We start from the raw sequence: 18707 nt of genomic DNA, 5'->3' as shown, positions 1-18707 counted from the left end.
CCCCCGTCCATGTGGCATGGGGACAACAATGCGCCGCCTCGGGCGAAAATCGGCACCACCGTCAAAAAGCTTGAACAAAGCGCCGCTATTCTCACCCTGCGGTGGGAAAGGATCCGGCAAGCACGCGGGCGCAGCCATTCCCCCGAAGCCCCCAAGGGAAAATGCCCATGATCCGGTCGCTCCGTTCCTCCCTGAAGACACGTCTCGTCCTGTCCGGCGTCGGGCTTTGCCTGGGTCTGGGCATCGCGCTGACCATCGGTGCCGCCGTCCAGTCGCAGCGTACCACCGGCGGGCAGGTACGACAGGCCCTGGCGGAGGCGACGACGGGCTTCACCCTGATCGCGTCCGATCTGGTGGAAAACGCCATCGACAATGTCCGCATTGTCAACGCTCAGGCCGAAGGCGGGCTGCGGACAGGGGGTTTCACGCGGCAACTGCTGGCGGGCCAGACCACCGCTGCCGTGGCCGCCAACCCCGACATTGTCGGCGTAACCGTGGCGTTCGAGCCCGGTGGTTTCGACGGGGACGACACGGCCGGCAAGGGTCTGGAGGGTGCTGATGCATCGGGCCGCTTCGTGCCCTATTTCTTCCGCAAGTCCGACGGGACGGTAGGGGTTGAACCGCTGGTGATGACCCTGGAGGCCGGGATCAAGGAATGGTACCTGGACCCGCTGGCCGCCAACCGTACCATGCTGACCGCTCCCTATATCTATCCGGTGGAAGGCAAGGATGTGCTGATGGTCACCGTCAGCACACCGATCCGGCGTGACGGCAAGCCCGTGGGCATCACCACCACCGACATGGCCCTGACCGCCCTGCAGAAGCAGTTCGCCGCCTTCCGCCCGCTGGAACAGGGCGATGTGCGCCTGCTGGCCCAGAACGGCCACTGGGTGGTGCATCCGACGGCCGAGCAGTTGAACAAGCCAATGGAAAAGGGCCCCCTGGCCGATCTGGTGGCCCAGGCCCAGCAGGAAGACCATGCCATCCAGGCCAGCATCCGGCTGGAGGGGGAGGAACGGCTGGTCACCGCCGTGCCCTTGCGCTTCAAGGACGTTCAGGAACGCTGGGTGCTGGTCACCACGGTTCCGACCCGCGTGATCGACGCGGCCCTGACCCGGTCCGTCACCACCCTGTCCATCATCGCCATCGTGATGGTCGCGCTGGCTGCCGGCCTGTTCGTGCTGATGGGCAACAGCCTGGCCCGGCCCATCCTGGCCCTGACCGACGCCATGGCCCGCGTGCGGCGCGGCGACCTGACATCCGCCATCCCCGGCACCGACCGGGTGGATGAGATCGGGCATATGGCGGAAGCCGTGGTCGAATTCCGCGACGGGCTGGCGCAGGCCGAGCGTCTGCGCATGGAGGCGGATCGCAAGGATGCCGAGGCTGATGCCAAGCTGAAGGCCGACCGTCTGGCCCTGGCCGACCGGTTCGAGCGCGAGGTGGGGGCCCTGCTGCGCGGCGTCTCCGACAGTGCGGAACAGATGGTGGGGGTGGCACAGCTGATGTCCACCGACTGCGCCGATACACAACAGAGCACGGCCCTGGGGGCATCGGCGGTGACGGAGGCGGCCAGCAATGTACAGACCGTGGCGTCGGCCGCCGAACAGCTGCGCGCCTCGATCGCGGAGATCGGGAACCAGGTGCAGATGTCGGCCACCGTGGCGTCGCGCGCCGAGGAGGAGGCGGGCAATGCCACCGGCACGGTGGATGCCCTGACGCAGAATGCCGAGCGCATCGGCGCCGTCGTGCAGTTGATCAGCGACATTGCCAGTCAGACCAACCTGCTGGCCCTGAATGCGACGATCGAGGCGGCGCGGGCGGGAGAGGCCGGCAAGGGCTTCGCCGTGGTGGCGTCGGAGGTGAAGAACCTGGCCACCCAAACCGCCAAGGCGACGGAGGAGATTGCCGAACTGGTGGGCTCCATCCGCACCTCATCGGCCGAAGCCGCCAAGGCCATGGTCGGCATCGTCACCACCATCCGCACCATCAGCGAGACGACGACGGCCATCGCCGGGGCGGTGGAGGAACAGACCGCCGCTACGCAGGAGATCGCCCGCAACGTGAACGAGGCTGCTCTTGGCACGGACGACGCCTCGCGCGCCATCCAGGGCATCGCCGACAAGGTGCTGGCCGTGACCGAGGCCGCGGTGACGGCCCTGGACAATGCCGCCAGGGTCCGCGACAGCGCCGGCGCCGCCGACCGGGAGATTGGCGGCTTCGTGGCCCAGATGCGCGCGGGTTGACGTCATTCCAATACCAACCTGTGGCGAGCTTGGCTCGCCACAGGTTGGTTGGCGCGTTGAGCGCCCGCGCACTCGTGTGCGCGCAGCCAAGCCGCCGGAGGCGGCGCCCGGCGACTGAGGGAGCGCTTAGATCGGCCGGATACCCTGCCCGTAATTGAAGAAACTGGCCGGATCGACCTGCTTCTTCACTTCCCGCAGGCGGGCATAGTTCGCGCCATAATAGGCGGTCGCCCAATCGTCCAGCGTCGGGTCGGGGAAATTCTGATAGGCGCCGACGGCCGAACAGCTCTTGTTGGCCAGGGCGTAGAAATCCTTCTGCCAGGCCAGGTTCTCGTCGATCAGCCCCTGCGGGTCCGACGGCTGCCACCAGTTCATTTCGACCGAGAACAGCCAGTCATAGCCGCGATGGACATAGGCGGTGGCGTCGGCCTGCACATTATTGATGGCCCCGCCCGCCTGGAAGAACTTGAAGGCCACGGGCATGGAGGTGCCGGGCTGGGCCCGGGCCGCTTCGAACATGGCATCCACCGCCTCCCGCGTGATGGCGGCGGCATGCATGTAGTTGGACTTCTCCTGGTAATAATAGGGGAAGGTCGTCTCCGACAGGAAATCCTGCGCCACCCAATAAGGGATGTTCGTGTGCACGACGCGCTTGTCGGCGCGTTCCCATAGATCACCGAAGATCTTCTCCAGGCTGGTGCCCCTGGTATTGTGCAGCTGCGCCAGGATGGACACATTGCTGCCGGTGCCCTGGCAGCGCTGCTGGATGCTGGGCAGGGTGACGTTCACCTTGCTGCCGAAGCTGTTGGGGGCGTTGGGCAGGTCGCGCAGCAGCCGGTACAGCACATCGGCCTGATCCTTGGTCCAGGTCAGCTGGCAGACCGACACATTGTCCACGGCATAGGTCTGCAAGGTGAACTCGGTATTGATGCCGAAATTGCCCCCGGCCCCGCCGCGGCAGGCCCAGAACAGGCCACTATCGTCCTTGTCATTGGCCTCGTGGCGTTCCCCGTCGGCGGTGACCAGCGACGTGGCCCGCAGCAGGTCCGATGCCACCCCGTAATGGCGCATGTTGAAGCCGATGCCGCCGCCCAGCAGGAAGCCCGCCGCCCCCACCGCGTCGCAGCGGCCATGGGTGATGGTACGGCCCAGCCGCTCCAGCTCCTTATAGACCAGGGCGTTGCCGGTGCCGCCCTTGACCCGGACGATGCCGGCCTTCTTGTCCACCACCTCCACCCCGGCCATCAGCGACATGTCGATCAGCAGGCCGTTGGTGGCCGAATATCCGGCATAATTATGCCCGCCCGACCGCACCCGGAACGGCAGCCCCTGCTGCCGCACCCAGCGGATGGCGGCCTGCACGTCCTCGGTCTTCAGACAGCGGGCGATGCCCATAGGCAGGGTGCCATAGCGCAGATTATTGGGCCGGCAGACATCGGCGAAGAACGGGTCCAGCGGCGTCAGCACCCCGCCGCTGACCTGGGCGGCCAGATCCTTCCAGGCCGATGGCGGCGGACAGGCATCGCGCGGCGTCGCGGCATTGGCCGCCACAGCCCAAGGCAGCGATGGGACCAGCGGCGCCACCGCCGCGAACTTTCCCAATCCCACCAGGAAATGACGACGCGACGGTGCTACACTTTGCAGCATGATGCTCTCCCCAAACATATTATCGTTTAGGTTTATATGAGCATATGCTCTATCCGTCAACGCGGGGTTGTGAATGGTCGAAACCGGAATATTGTTTCGAAACAGAAATGATAACGATCACCGGAATTTATCTATTTCGATCCCGAAACGTTTCAGCTTGTCGTATAGCGTTTTCCGGGGCACGGCCAGGGTCTCCGCCGCCGCCCCGACATCGCCCTTATGGTCGGCCAGCGCGGCATTGATCAATTGCCGCTCGAACGCTTCCACCTGTGCCGCCAGCCCCACCTCCGCCGGGGCACCGCCCAGCAGGGCCGGCAGACCCAGGGCCAGGCGGTCGGCGACATTGCGCAGCTCGCGGACATTGCCCGGCCAGCGATGGGCCAGCAACGCCTGGCGATCCGCTGCCGGCACGGGCACCGGCGCCCGGCCCAGCCGGTCGCTGGCGGCCAGCAGGAAATGGTCCAGCAGCATGCCCACATCCTCGCGCCGGTCGCGCAGCGGCGGCAGCGACAGCGGCACGACATTCAGGCGAAAGTACAGATCCTCACGGAACCGCCCCTGCCGCGACAGCGCCCCCAGATCCTCCTTGGTGGCCGCCACGAAGCGGATATCCAGGGCGATGGACCGGTTGGACCCCAGCCGCTCCACCCGCCGGTCCTGCAGCACCCGCAGCAGCTTGACCTGGGCGGCCAGCGGCATGCTCTCGATCTCGTCCAGGAACACGGTGCCGCCATCGGCGAATTCCAGCTTGCCGATGCGGGTCTTGGCGGCACCCGTGAAGGCGCCGGCCTCATGCCCGAACAGCTCGCTTTCCACCATGCTGTCGGGGATAGCGCCGCAATTGATGGCGACAAACGGCTTGGCCGCGCGGGATGAGAACTGGTGCAGGGCACGGGCCACCATCTCCTTGCCGCTGCCCGTCTCCCCCAGGATCAGGACGTCGGCGCCGGTATCCGCCACCTGGCGGATCAGCTTCTTCACCGCCATCATGCCCGCCGACCGCCCCAGCAGCGCGGCGTCCAGCCCATCCTGACGCGCCAGTTCCTGGCGCAGTGCCCCCACCTCCGCCGACAGGCGCCGCTTCTCCAGCGCCCGCGTCACGGTGGCGACCAGCCGGTCGGACGCAAATGGCTTCTCGATGAAATCATAGGCGCCGTCACGCATGGCCCCCACCGCCATGGCGATGTCGCCATGCCCGGTCATCAGGATCACCGGCAGCCCCGCATCGACCGCCAGTGCGGCCTTCAGCAGCGCCAGACCATCCATCCCCGGCAACCGCACATCGGTGACCAGCAGGTCGACCCCGCCCCGCTTCAGCGCGTCCAGGGCCGGTTCGGCGGCCGCGAAGCAGGTGGCGGGCAGGTCGGCCAGTTCCAGCGCCTGTTCCACGCCCAGGCGGACGGCATCATCATCCTCCACCAGCAGGATGGCCCCCATGATGCTCACTCCCCTTCCCCCGCCGGCAGGTCGATGGCGAACACCGCTCCCCCCTCCGGCCCGTTGCCGGCGGTGAGCGTACCATCATGGTCGCGGATGATGCCGGCCGAAATCACCAGCCCCAGGCCAAGACCCAGGCCCGGCGGCTTGGTGGTGAAGAACGGCTCGAACAAATGCGGCATATGCGCGTCCGCGATGCCCGGTCCGCTATCCGCCACGCGCAGCAGTACGCGCCCCTCAGCGCCCTCCCCCGTCACCCGCACAACCCGCACCTCCCGCCCCGCCACCGCGTCCAGGGCATTGCCGATCAGGTTGACCAGCACCTGTTCCAACCTCAGCGCATCACACCGCACGCACAGGCCCGCCGGCACGGATATCTCCACATCCGCGCCCACCCGCCGCACCTTTTCGGCCAGGATGGTCAGGGCATTGTCGATGGCGCGGCCCACGGCCACATCCTCCGGCCGGTTCTCCGACCGCCGGGCGAAGGTGCGCAGCTGCCCGGTGATCCGCGCCATGCGCTCGGTCAGCGCCGCGATATGGCCCAGGTTCTCCGCCACCCGGTCCAGCTTGCCGCGCCCCAGAAAGGCGGCGGCATTGTCGGAAAAGGTGCGCAGTGCTGCCAGCGGCTGGTTCAGCTCATGCGTGATACCGGCCGATAATTGCCCCAGCGCCGCCAGCTTGGCCGCCTGCACCAGATCATCCTGGGCCCGGCGAAGATCGTCATTGGCGGCCACCAGCTGCGCCGTGCGCGCCGCCACCTCCCGCTCCAGCGCGTCGGCCGACCGTTTCCAGGCCAGCCTTGTCCGCCGCCGCTGCCGCCAATAAAGCCAGCCCAGCAGGCACAGCGCCGCCACACCGACCCCGCCGACCCGCCCCACGTCGCGCGCCAAGACCACGCCGTCCAGGCTGGACAGCAGGTAGAGCCGCCAGTTCGTGCCTTCCACCACGCTGTCGCTGGCCAGATAGCGTGTGGGCCCGCCCACCAGCGCCACCGTCCCATCCACCCCCGGCCGCCAGTCCAGGGCCCGCAGGCTCACGCTCTCATATTGCCTTGTATCGGCCAGCCGCACCTTCTCCGCGTCCGACAGGGGCGACAGGGTGCGGAAGGTCCAGTCGGGTACGGATGACAGGATGACGACGCCATTGCCATCCACCACCAGGATGCGGTCCGACAGCCCGGCCCAGCTTTTCTCCACCGGCGCCAGCGACACCTTGACCACAGTAATGCCCAGCGTCAGCCCCCCCTCCTCCAGCGCGCGGGCGAAATAATGGCCCGGCTCCCGGCTGGTGGTGCCGATGCCATAGAAACGGCCGGACCCGCCGGCCAGCGCCTCGCGGAAATAGGGGCGATAGGCAAAGTTGCGCCCCACGAAACTGTCCGTCTGGCGCCAGTTGCTGGCCGCCAGCGTCGTGCCGCCCGTGTCCATCAGGTACAGCGCCGCCGCGCCGGTGCGGTCGGCAATCTGTTCCATATAGAGATTGGCGGCCTGGATGGCGGCCGCATCGTCCGGGCTTTGCAGGGCGCTGCGCAGCGTGCGCGACAGGCCCAGGATGGCCGGCGTCGTCTCATGCCGCGTCAGCTCGCTGCGCAGCCCGGCGATCAGCAGCGCCCGGCGCGGCCCCGCCTGATCCAGCAGCGACTGCCGCGCCATGCCCGACGCCAGCTCCCCCCCGGCCCAGGCCAGCAGGAACGCCAACAGGGCGAAGACCAGCCCGATCAGGCCGGTCTTCACCCTGTTGCGGCCGCGCATGGAAAGGGGGGAGGTCATGGCGGCAAAGGATAGAGGATGAAACAGGTTTTGCGGAAGGGCTTACTCCGCCGGCGCCATCGCCACGCGGGGGCGCTGCTCCGCCTCCTCGATGCTGGTCGGGTTGGCCAGCTCGGCCTGCAGCTTGTCCATGTCCAAGGCCCCTTCCCACTTGGCGACCACCAGCGTGGCCACGCCATTGCCGATCAGGTTGGTCAGGGCGCGCGCTTCCGACATGAACCGGTCCACACCCAGGATCAGGGCGATGGAGGCGACGGGGATATGGCCCACACTGGCCAGCGTCGCCGCCAGCACGATGAAGCCGGAACCCGTGACACCGGCCGCCCCCTTCGAGGTCAGCAGCAGCACGGCCAGGATGCCCAGCTCCTGCCAGATGGTCAGGTCGGTATTGGTGGCCTGGGCCAGGAAGATGGCGGCCATGGTCAGATAGATGCAGGTGCCGTCCAGATTGAACGAATAACCCGTCGGCACGACCAGACCCACCACCGACCTTTCCACGCCCAGCTTGTTCAGCTTGGCCATCAGGCGCGGCAGGGCGCTTTCCGACGAGGACGTACCCAGCACGATCAGCAGCTCTTCACGGATATAGCGGATGAAGCGGGTGATGGAGAAACCGCAGACCCGCGCCACCACGCCCAGCACGCCGAAGATGAAGATCAGGCAGGTGGCATAGAAGGCGGCCATCAGCTGCCCCAGCGACACCAGCGTCTCCACCCCGTATTTGCCGATGGTGAAGGCCATGGCCCCGAAGGCGCCGATGGGGGCGGCCTTCATCAGGATGGCGACGATCTTGAAGAACACGCCCGACATCTGGTCGATCAGGTTCAGGATCGGCCGCCCCTTGTCACCCAGGCTGTGCAGGCCGAAGGCGAACAGGATGGCGATGAACAGCACCTGCAGGATCTCGCCTTCGGCAAAGGCGCCGACCACCGTGGCGGGGATGATATGCATCAGAAAGGCAACGGTGCCCTGCTCCTGCGCCTTGGCGGCATAGGATGCGATCGATTTGGTGTCCAGCGTGGCCGGATCGACATTCATGCCGGCACCGGGCTGCCAGACATTGACGATGACCATGCCCAGCACCAGGGCGATGGTGGTCAGCACCTCGAAATAGATGATGGCCTTGAAGCCGACGCGGCCCACCTTCTTCATATCCTCCATGCCGGCAATGCCATGCACGACGGTGAAGAAGATGATCGGCGCGATCAGCATCTTGATCAGCTTGATGAAGGCATCGCCCAGCGGCTTCATGCTCTCGCCGACATGGGGGTAGAAATGGCCCAGCGCGATACCGATGGCGATGGCCGCCAGCACCTGCACATAAAGGCTTTGATAAAACTTCTTCGGCGCCGCCGGGCTGGCGGCGATGCTGGCACTCTGGGCCATGTCGCTTCTCCCAAGATCGATATCACGATCGGGTTGGGAGCCACCCGGCCCCGTCCCGCTTTCGGGGGCCTATAGGCATGCGCCGTGCCAGGGGCTGGGTTGACGGTGAATCAAGGGTTTGGCGGGGGGCGGACGGGTGGTTTGTCTGGAATGCCGGACAGAGGTAGTGGGGTTTGTGCGGGATTTCGGAAAGACGTGCGCGAAGTGGCACCGCCGTTTCCCGCTGTCTCCACCGTCACCCCGGCAAAAGCCGGGGCCCAGCGCAAGGCGGGATCAGCGCCGATATGACTCGTTCAACGGCCGACGCCGGTAGCGGATGACGGAGCGGCCACCCCCTTGCCGCCTCCCCGGCGAAGGCCGGGACCCAGTGGCGCCGCCGTTTCCCGCTCTCTCCACCGTCACCCCGGCGAAAGCCGGGGCCCAGCGCAAGGCGCGATCAGCGCCGATACGACTCGTTCAACGGCTGACGCCGGTTGCGGATGACGGAGCGGCACCCCTTTTTCGCCTTCCCGGCGAAGGCCGGGACCCAGGGGCCACGCGCCCGACCTATCGGCGGCGGCGGTCAGGCGAGCGTGGATGATCCATCGGCACTTCGGCGCTGATACTCTGAGGGAGAAACGCAAATGCCGCCCGCATCTCTGTCTTTCACTCGAAGGCTACGGTACCATCCTGCAACTGCACAACCGCAAGCAGGCAATGCCGATGCCTATCGCTGAAGCACAGAGCGGATTGACGCCCGCCGAGGATAACCCGTGGTATCTGCTGGCGACTTTGTATGGGGTGCCGGACGTTGGTGTGCCGGGTTGGATTGATGACGAGCGTCAGGCCCAGAACCGTGTTGCATGGAATCGTTACCATGCGTCCCAATGGACAGCGGAAGAACGTGAGCGGTTGAAGGACCGGGTTACGGGGGAAGAGCTTAGGCCCTTTGATGAACAGGAACTGGCGCAACTTCGGCAGAAATTTGTCGATCGGGCGGGGGAATGGTCGATCAACATGCCTGCGCCTGATTTGGCGATCGGCTTTCGCTCATGTCATTTCAATGATGCTGTGTGTTTTAACGGATATGCTTTTGTGAGCGTTGATTTTAGCAGCGCCACATTCTCCAGGGACGCCGATTTCAGCAACGCCACATTCTCCGGGTATGCCGATTTCAGCAGCGCCACATTCTCCGGGGACGTCGATTTCAGCAGCGCCACATTCCCCGAGTATGCCGATTTCAACAGCGCCACATTCTCCGGGGACGTCGATTTCAGCAGCGCCACAATCTCCGGGTATGCCGATTTCAGCAGCGCCGCATTCGGCCATAAGGTGGTTTTCACCAATGCCGAAATGAAGGCGCCTACCTATTTCGAGGGATGTCGTTTTGAAGGGCGTCCCCCAATGTTCCCCGGCGCCAAGCTGCATGAGGGAACGGTCTGGCGTGAGGTATCCTGGCCCCGACCGCCGGTGGACCCTGGCGAAGCCGGTGCTTTCACCGACGCATACGAACGCCTGAAGCTGGAGATGGACCGGCTGAAGAAGCATGAGGATGAACTCATGTTCTTCTCCAAGGAACTGGAATGCCGCCGGGTGGCGGCAGGACAGTTCAGGGGTCTGCCGATTGGGATTTATGGTGTCCTATGCCACTACGGACAAAGCTATCTGCGGCCGCTCGGCTGGCTTCTGGCCCTGATCCTGGTCGGGGCGGTGCAGTTCTGGCCGGTGCTGGGGTGGGATTTCCTGCTGTCGCTGGGGGTCAGCACGGCGAACACGCTGGGGCCGCTGGGGCTGCGCAAGGAACTGATTGAACCGGGGGCCCTGCCGGAACTGTCCCGCTGGCTGCGCTTTTTAAGCGGGGCGCAGATGGTTCTGGGCCTGATCCTCCTGTTCCTGATCGGCCTCGGCCTGCGTAACCGGTTCCGGATGAAGTAACGACGCCCCCCTGGCCGCCTTCCCGGCGACAAGCCGGGACCCAGGGGCCACAGGCGCAAACCTCTACGCAGCTTTCTTCAAAGCTGCCGATAGGTCGGGCGCGTGGTCCCTGGGTCCCGGCTTGTCGCCGGGATGACGGGAAAGGGGCGTTTTCCGTCAAGAATAGACCGATCCAAGCCCCCCACCCCCGCCCTTGCACCCCTGCCCCCCGACATCCGCGATTGTCGCAGCGCACAAACCCATGCGATAAGTCCTCCATAAAGCTACATTCTGGAACCGCCGCCCCAACGGGCCGCCACCGTTCCGGCGGTGCTTATGACGCCTGGCTGCATCCTGCGCCGGGCCCGTTCCAGGGTTACGTTTCAAGATATGCAAGATTTCAATGGCTTCGGCCTGCTGCCCCCGTTGTCCGCCGGTCTGTTGACGGCGGGTTACACGGTTCCCACGCCCATCCAGGCCCAGGCGCTGCCGGCGGCCCTGGAGGGTCGCGACGTGCTGGGTCTGGCCCAGACCGGTACCGGCAAGACGGCGGCCTTTGCCCTGCCCGTGCTGCAATCGCTGGCCAAGGCCGACAAGCGCGCCCGGCCGGGCCATCCCCGCGCCCTGATCGTGCTGCCGACGCGTGAGCTGGCCTTGCAGGTCGGCACGGTGTTCGACCTGCTGGGTGTGCAACTGCCCTTCACCAATACCGTGGTGCATGGCGGCGTCTCGCTGAACCCGCAGATCAAGGCGCTGGCCGCCGGCGTCGATATCCTGATCGCCACGCCGGGCCGCCTGATCGACCTGATGGACCAGGGCAAGTGCAAGCTGGACAATGTCGGCCTGTTCGTCCTGGACGAGGCGGACCGCATGCTGGACATGGGCTTCCTGCCGGCCGTGAAGAAGCTGGTGGCCAAGCTGCCCAAGACCGGCCGCCAGACCATGTTCTTCTCCGCCACCATGCCCAACGAGGTGTCGGGCCTGGCCGTCAGCCTGCTGCACAATCATGTGCGGGTGGAAGTGACGCCGCAGGCCACGACGGTGGAGCGCATCGACCAGTCGGTGATCTATCTGGACATGGCCCAGAAGGCGCCGACCCTGGTCAAGCTGCTGTCCGATCCGGCCGTGGAAACCGCCATCATCTTCACCCGCACCAAGCATGGCGCCAACAAGCTGGCCGCCCAGTTGGCGGGGGCCGGCCTGGGCGCCGACGCCTATCACGCCAACAAGTCGCAGAACGCGCGTGAGCGGGCGCTGGACGCCTTCCGCGCCGGCAAGACCCGCGCCCTGGTCGCCACCGACATCGCGGCGCGCGGCATCGATGTCGATCTGATCACCCATGTCTTCAATTTCGACCTGCCGGAAGTGGCAGAGGCCTATGTCCACCGCATCGGCCGCACCGGCCGTGCGGGACGTTCCGGCACCGCCGTGTCCCTGGTCACCCCGGCCGACCGGCCGCTGCTGAAGCAGATCGAGAAGGTGACGCGCCAGTCGATCCCGCGCCACCCGATGGAGCCGGCCGCCGCCGCCCTGCTGCCGCAGTTGAAGCCGGACCGCCCGCCGCAGCCCCAGCCCAAGCGCGCCCGGCCCAAGCCGGCCGGTGCCGGTGGTCAGCCGCAGCAGGGCAACCGCCCGCCCCGTCCGGACCGCGACCGCCAGCCGCAGGGCCAGCGCCGGGCCGAGGGTCCGCGTCCCGACGCCCCGCGCGGCGAACAGCCGGCCCGCACCGGTGAGGCTTTGGTCGCGACCACCCAGCAGGCGCGTCCGCAGCAGCCCCGCCCCCAGGGCCAGCGCCCCCCGCAGCAGGGCAAGCCGCAACAGCATTCCCGCCCCGCCGGCAACAACAAGCCGCAGGGCGGTGGCGACCGCCCCCAGGGCCAGAAGGCCCCGGCCAAGCCCGGCAACCGCCCGCAGGGCCAGCGCCCGGCACGTGACGTCACCGAGGCTGGCGGCGGCGACTGGACACCGGAGTTCCTGCGCCGTCCGGCGCGCGGGTAACGGTCCCGTGATGCCTTTGCGGACCCGCCCTTGTCGCCTCCCCGGCGAGGGGCGGGACGCAGGGGCCACAGCCGAAGATTGATACCTCCGGTAACCGTTCGCGACGGTGATGCCGGTGCGGAATTTGGGCGGCAAGGTGCCGTCATGGCGGCTTTGGCGTCACGCGGACGCGTCCTGAAATAACCAATCCCGCTACAGGCCCTACGCCACATCAACCAGAAATCGGCGCTTTCCGCAGATGTTCAGGTTTCCGATTTGAAGAAACCCAGACCTTCCTGTAATACCAATCCGCCTTGCTCGTGACCGATCAAGGCGGATTTCGTGTTCGCTCAGGCGCTTGGCGCCCGCACGGCATGTGTCGCGTCGCCAAGCACACGGATGTAGGTTCTGACAATATAATTCGCAAACTTACGTTACATATGTCAATTATACTTAAAATCAATACTAGAAAATTTATAGTATGTATGATTTTTATTTGAAGTTTACTGGAAACTACCTGGAAAATTAAACGATGAACATACTTGACGTTGGAGTCAAGATCGTTCATGGTGTTAAATTGATTGAAGGGGATAATTATGCGATATGCTCCATTTAATGAAATTAACGAACTGATGAAATATTTTGAAGAAGGGTACGAAACGTCTCAAGATGAGGCATACAGGAGATTTTCCGAGGTCAGGATTAGTCCGCCAGACGATATGCCAGCCGATCCTTTTTCCAGTGAATACGCTGATAGAGTCATGGAGATTTACAAGGTAATTTCCAACAAGGAACATTATTACGTTAGTAATGAAGTTGCAGATTTTGATATTGATGAATTTACTATTCGGCCATTTCCCTTTTTTACGGGAAGCGTGAAGCTTACTGCTCAACATTATTCTTTGATTGGTAAGTTTTTGGGAATGATGGATGTCAAGGCAGGCGATTCCGTTCTGGAATGCGGTGTTGGTTTTGGAAACACCACGATGGCATTGGCGATGCTTGGGTGCAATGTTACTGCACTGGATATCGCCGATGCTTATTGTGAAGTAATAAGGCGCAGAGCAAAAATCAATCAAGTTGAGATCAACGTTGTAAACTCTGATTATATGTGGGTTGAGAAAACAGAAGAAACGTATCAGGCCGTTTGTTTTTTTGAATCTTTTCATCATTGTTGGGAGTTTGAACGCCTTCTGCTATCTTTACACAGGGTGATAAATCCAGGTGGAAAGATTTATTTTGGCGGGGAGCCTATCAATACGGAATTCCCGATGCCCTGGGGCGTGCGCCTTGATGGAGAGGCGCTGTTCGTTGTCCGCCGCAATGGCTGGATGGAACTTGGTTTTCATGATGATTTTTTTGAGGAGTTGCTGCTCCGGACCGGATGGCGGGGCACCTGCGTTGACGCTCACTTCTGGTTTGCAGCGCGAAAATACGACCCGATCATCATTTCGCCCTCCGAAGGCCGGATGCTGTTCAACTGCGGAACTATTAAAAATAGCGTCCTGCACATTGATGTTCCTGAAGGCACAGGCCCCACGCATGTGGTTTTCGGCCCCTATCTGCAGCTTTCAAAAGGAAAATACAGATTTGATTTCCTTCTTGACGGAGAGGTGCGGCCAGCAGAGACGATGACCATTGACGTATGTCACACCGGAGGGGGACATGTCGTCTATTTGCAGGAATTGCTGCCATCCGATTTGTTGGAAGGTAGAATTTCCGGTGAATTTACACTAGATGGTCGCGCTGGCGAGGTGGAAGTCCGCCTTGTCGCGTCGGGCGGCTTTCAGGTGGGAATCCGGCAACTTTCCATTCAGCCGATGGATGAGACAGCGCCATAGCAGAAAGTCGACGCGCAAACTGTTCGGGCTGGTCGCCGCGCCCAAACGCTGACTTTCCCTCGCCGGCCTGCTATACTCCGCCCCGTCGCGCCATTTCCGCGCCCAGCATTCGGAGCGGGCTCCCTCCCCGCTCTGAAACATCGCGCTTTTGTGTTTCACTCAGGTGCACGGCGCCGCTCCCATTCGGAGCCATCACCCCGCCCGCTCCGAAACGTCCCCGCCATTCCGTCGCACAATGTTGCGCAGGCGGCCCCCAGCCGGACCCGCTGGTACGAACTGGTAACTGAATTACCGGATATGAGCGGTATTTTGTAACTGGGGGGATCAAATCCCAGGCGAACCATGCTATGGTGCCGACAATGGACGGGCGACAGCGCCCGCGACACAATTGACCGCACCACCAGAGCCCAAGGAACGCCCCCATGCGCCGCCACCGCCACGCCAAGATCGTCGCCACCGTCGGCCCCGCCAGCAATACGCCGGAGCGGTTGAAGGAGCTGTTCCTGGCCGGTGTCGATGTGTTCCGCCTGAATTTCAGCCATGGCACGCATGAGGACCATGCCAAGGTCCATGCCGCCATCCGCGACCTGGAGAAGGAGGTGGGCCGCCCCATCTCCATCCTGCAGGACCTTCAGGGCCCCAAGATCCGCATCGGCACGCTCTCCGCCGGCAAGGAAGAGCTGGTGACGGGGGAGCGGGTGCGGTTCCTGCTGGGGCGGGAGCCGGGGGACAAGCAGTCGATCCCCCTGCCGCATCCGGAGATCTTCAAGGCCATCATGCCGGGCCAGGATCTGCTGATCGATGATGGCCGTGTCCGGGTGCGCGTGCGCGGCCTGACCGACGACCGGATCGATGCCGAGGTGATCGTGGGCGGCGTGATCTCCAACCGCAAGGGCGTGAACCTGCCCGGCACGGCGTTGGACCTGTCACCCCTGACGGAGAAGGACCGCGCCGATCTGGCCTTCGGCCTGTCGCTGGGCATGGACTGGGTGGCCCTGTCCTTCGTGCAGCGCCCGTCCGACGTGATCGAGGCCAAGGCCCTGATCGGCGACAAGGCCGGTCTGGTGTCGAAGATCGAAAAGCCGCAGGCGCTGGAGAAGATTGAGGATATCATCCGCCTGTCGGATGCCATCATGGTGGCACGCGGCGACCTGGGCGTGGAAATCCCGCATGAGGATGTGCCCGGCCGGCAGAAGGAACTGGTCCGCGCGGCGCGGTTGGCCGCCAAGCCGGTGATCGTCGCCACCCAGATGCTGGACAGCATGGTATCCAGCCCGACCCCGACCCGCGCCGAGGCGTCGGACGTCGCCACCGCCGTCTATGACGGCGCCGACGCCGTGATGCTGTCCGCCGAAAGTGCGTCCGGCCAGTATCCGGTGGAAGCCGTGTCGATGATGAGCCGCATCATCACCTCGACCGAGCATCACCCCACCTACCGCCCCATCATCACCGCGCTGGAGCCGGAGGTGGACCACACGCCGTCGCACGCCGTGGCCGGTGTGGCGGCCGACCTGGCCGGCACGATCGATGCGGCGGCCATCTTCGCCTATACGGCCAGCGGCAACACCGTGGCCCGCATCGCCCGCAAGCGGCCGGACGTGCCGGTGCTGGCCGCCACCCCGCATGCCGGCGTGGCCCGCCGTCTGGCCCTGGTCTGGGGCGCGCACGCCATCCATTCCGGCGATGTCGGCACCTATGAGGAAATGGTGGACCGCGCCCGCACGCTCGCCGTGAAGGAGGAATTCGTACGGCCGGGTGATCGCATCGTCATCGTCGCCGGCATCCCCTTCGGCCAGGCCGGCAGCACCAACAACCTGCGCATCGCCAAGATCTGACGTCACAAGCCGGGTCGGACATCACCGACCCGGCTTGGCCCCCATCAGGCGTCGGGCAATTGCGGCATACCCACCACCACGCAATCCTTCTCCCGCGGCGCGCAAAGCAGGTTCAGGGTACCGATCTCGGGGAAGAAATCCTGGCTCTCGCCCCGGAAATTACCAGGATGGAACAGGCGCGGCCGGTGCGACCACATCCGATAGCCCATGGAACGCAGCTGGGCGACCAACTCCGGCTCCCGCTCGGGCCGGTCGCTGCGCAGATAGAGATAGGGGCGGCAGCGCTGGATGGTGGCCGCGGCCCCCCGCAGCAGCGCCAGTTCCTCCCCCTCCATCGCCGCCTTGATCAACCGCACGCGCGGCAGGTTCAGGGCGTCGATGGCAAACCCGTCGCCATCATGCAGCCGGGCGGAACCGTTGGTATTGTGGGCGAGATTCCAGACCAGCAATTCACGCAGCAGCGGATTGCCCTCGAACAGATGTAACTGGGAATGCGCCGCCAACGGCACGGCATGCATACCGACATGGGCGCCGGCCTCCACAACCACGTCGCCGCTGGACACCAGGCTCAGGCAGGCGGCCAGCTCGGCCTCCATCCATTCGCCATAGGCTTCCAGGCTACGGCCCACGACCGGGTCGCCGGCGGGATAGCGCAGGGTGCCATAGCGCGTGACAGCCTCACGCACATTGTCCGACACGCTCAGGAACGACGCTTCCGGCAACTGAAGCATGATGGGCGGGCGGATGGCGGGCAGCGGCGGGCGCGGGATGGGCTCGAACGGTTCCAACGGCGCGCGCGGCGGCGGGGCCGGCGGCGTCAGCTGCGAGAGGTCGCCCCCCTTCAGGGCCGTCACGGCGGCGGCCAGCCGCTCGAACACCTCGGTCCAGCCGTTGTGCGTGCGCTGCCGGAACAGGCGCATGTTGGTGGGGTACCAGGGGCTGTCCTCCCGCCACATCAGCCAGCGCCAGTCGGGCGCGAATTTCAGCGGCACCCAGACCGGCCGCCCCAGCGCGCCCGCCAGATGCGCCACCGACGTGTCGGAAGAGATGATCAGGTCCATGTGCTGCATGACGGCGGCCGTGTCGAGAAAGGCGTCCTTGCCCTCATCGAAATCGTCGCCCAGCGTCTCCACCCGCATGCCTTCGGGCAGGTTTTCCAGCTGATCCAGGCCGTACCCTTTCTGCAGGCTGATCAGGATGACACCCGGGATACGGGCGATGGGCGCCAGATGGGCCAGCGAATAGGAACGGCCCTTGTCGACACTGACCCCGGCCTTGCCCTGCCAGACGATGCCGATACGGAACCCGCCCTTGGGCAGCCGGTCGCGCCATTTCTCCACCCGGTCCGGATCGGCGAACAGATAGGGGATGGGTGCCGGGATCGTGTCGATGGCATAGCCCAGGACGAAGGGCACACTCATGATCGGCAGATGCACATCGAAGGGCGGCATCGGCTCCCGGAAGGTGACCAGCGTTACATTCTTGAGGCAGGCATAAAGCGCCCGCAGGTTGTGCGGAACTTCCAGGATCACATGGTGGGCGCGGGCCGCGATATCGGCGGCGAAGCGCACGAACTGGATGCTGTCGCCCAGCCCCTGCTCATGATGCAGCAGGATGGTCTTGGTCGAAATATCCTCTCCCTGCCATTCCGGCTTGCCGAAGTCGCGCAGCGGCACCGGCAAGTTGGGTCGCAGCCACCGCCATTCGAAATGAGCCCAGCCCTGCTCCATCTTGCCGGCCACCAGGAACAGGCCCGCAGCCGTGCCATGGACCATGGGGTTGTCGGGGAACAGCGCCAGCATCCGGCGGATGACCTCCTCCGCCTCCGCCATCAGTCCCTGGTTCATGTAGATGTTGGCCAGGTTGTTCAGGCCCTCGCGATAGGTCGGGGCCACCCGCACCGTCTCCAGGAAGCAGCGTTGCGCTCCTTCTATGTCGCCCCGGTGATCGTAGAGCGCACTGCCCAGATTGGCCAGCGCCTCCGGCATGGCCGGCCGCCTGCGCACCGCCTCCTCCAGCATGGCCACCGCCTTCTCCCCCTCGCCACGCCGGGACCATTGGTTGCCCAGGTTGACCATGGCCTCGACCATGTCGGGATTGAGGCGCAGCACCTCCTCGTAATATTTCATGCCCTCGTCCGGGCGGCCGGTATCGCACAGCAGGTTGGCCAGATTGAACATGGCGTTCACCTGCGCGGGCACGTCCTTCAGGACCTGCCGGTAATTCTCCTCCGCCCTTGTATAATCGCCCATCACGTACTGGGCGTTGGCCAGGAAACAGCGGGCATCGGCCGATTGCGGGCGAACGGACAGGGCCTTCTGATAAGCTGCGGCACCGTCGGCGATGCGCCCCAGGGCGACCAGCGAGTTGGCATGGTTGATCAGCGCGTCATGGTCACGCGGCGACACGGCCAGCCAGCGGGCGATGATCGCCTCCGCCTCGGCATGGCGGCCAAGCTGCTGCAGGGCGATGCCCAGCGGGTGGAAAGCCTCGCTCAGTCCGGGATTGCGGGTCAGCAGGGCGCGGTAGCGCGCTTCCGCCTCGGCGACGTTGCCGGCCACATGCATCTGCTTGGCGGCATTCAGTTCCGCCAGCACCTTCTGATTGACGCCCGACTTCTGCACCGCTTCTTCTCCCGAAGGATTGCCATGGATGCAGTAGTACCGTTGGCGA

General features: G+C 64.8%; 10 protein-coding genes. 5 read left to right on the top strand and 5 right to left on the bottom strand.

Annotated features, from left to right (window positions below; all coding sequences use genetic code 11):
- The first annotated feature begins 167 nt into the window (after positions 1-167).
- Positions 168-2246 carry a methyl-accepting chemotaxis protein gene (locus tag AC1Q7F_RS13295; protein WP_492507523.1) on the top strand — a complete coding sequence of 693 codons (2079 nt, stop codon included), beginning with the start codon at positions 168-170 and terminating at the stop codon, positions 2244-2246.
- Positions 2247-2372: 126 nt separating this feature from the next.
- Here AC1Q7F_RS13295 and AC1Q7F_RS13290 read toward each other — a convergent pair whose 3' ends face one another.
- The 4 genes from AC1Q7F_RS13290 to AC1Q7F_RS13275 form a co-directional block, all read right to left on the bottom strand.
- Entirely contained in the window at positions 2373-3893 is a 1521-nt protein-coding gene (locus AC1Q7F_RS13290) for an FAD-binding oxidoreductase (RefSeq protein ID WP_492507521.1), read from the bottom strand.
- 117 nt (positions 3894-4010) lie between these two features.
- Positions 4011-5330: a sigma-54-dependent transcriptional regulator gene (locus AC1Q7F_RS13285; protein ID WP_492507803.1), complete on the bottom strand. Its 1320-nt coding sequence runs from the start codon at positions 5328-5330 to the stop codon at positions 4011-4013.
- A gap of 5 nt (positions 5331-5335) precedes the next feature.
- Complete coding sequence (locus AC1Q7F_RS13280; RefSeq protein WP_492507519.1) at positions 5336-7102, bottom strand: sensor histidine kinase; 1767 nt, start codon at positions 7100-7102, stop codon at positions 5336-5338.
- Positions 7103-7144: 42 nt separating this feature from the next.
- Positions 7145-8488 carry a dicarboxylate/amino acid:cation symporter gene (locus AC1Q7F_RS13275; RefSeq protein ID WP_492507517.1) on the bottom strand — a complete coding sequence of 448 codons (1344 nt, stop codon included), beginning with the start codon at positions 8486-8488 and terminating at the stop codon, positions 7145-7147.
- Positions 8489-9064: 576 nt separating this feature from the next.
- Here AC1Q7F_RS13275 and AC1Q7F_RS13270 point away from each other — a divergent pair.
- From AC1Q7F_RS13270 to pyk, 4 genes are all read left to right on the top strand, one after another.
- Complete coding sequence (locus AC1Q7F_RS13270) at positions 9065-10402, top strand: pentapeptide repeat-containing protein (protein ID WP_492507515.1); 1338 nt, start codon at positions 9065-9067, stop codon at positions 10400-10402.
- 369 nt (positions 10403-10771) lie between these two features.
- The gene (locus AC1Q7F_RS13265; RefSeq protein WP_492507513.1) at positions 10772-12379 is read left to right on the top strand and encodes a DEAD/DEAH box helicase; all 1608 of its coding nucleotides are present in this window, start codon (positions 10772-10774) and stop codon (positions 12377-12379) included.
- Positions 12380-12954: 575 nt separating this feature from the next.
- Positions 12955-14199 carry a class I SAM-dependent methyltransferase gene (locus AC1Q7F_RS13260; protein ID WP_492507511.1) on the top strand — a complete coding sequence of 415 codons (1245 nt, stop codon included), beginning with the start codon at positions 12955-12957 and terminating at the stop codon, positions 14197-14199.
- Between the two features lie 422 nt (positions 14200-14621).
- Positions 14622-16034 carry a pyruvate kinase gene (gene pyk, locus AC1Q7F_RS13255; protein ID WP_492507509.1) on the top strand — a complete coding sequence of 471 codons (1413 nt, stop codon included), beginning with the start codon at positions 14622-14624 and terminating at the stop codon, positions 16032-16034.
- 44 nt (positions 16035-16078) lie between these two features.
- Here pyk and AC1Q7F_RS13250 read toward each other — a convergent pair whose 3' ends face one another.
- Positions 16079-18658, bottom strand: a complete 2580-nt coding sequence (locus AC1Q7F_RS13250; protein ID WP_492507507.1) for a tetratricopeptide repeat protein — start codon at positions 18656-18658, stop codon at positions 16079-16081.
- Positions 18659-18707 lie beyond the last annotated feature (49 nt).

It is taken from the genome of Niveispirillum sp. GW835-FHT14G11 (assembly GCF_058793615.1).
The sequence above is the reverse complement of the archived record's forward strand: the minus strand, read 5'-3'. Positions and strand labels throughout refer to the sequence as shown.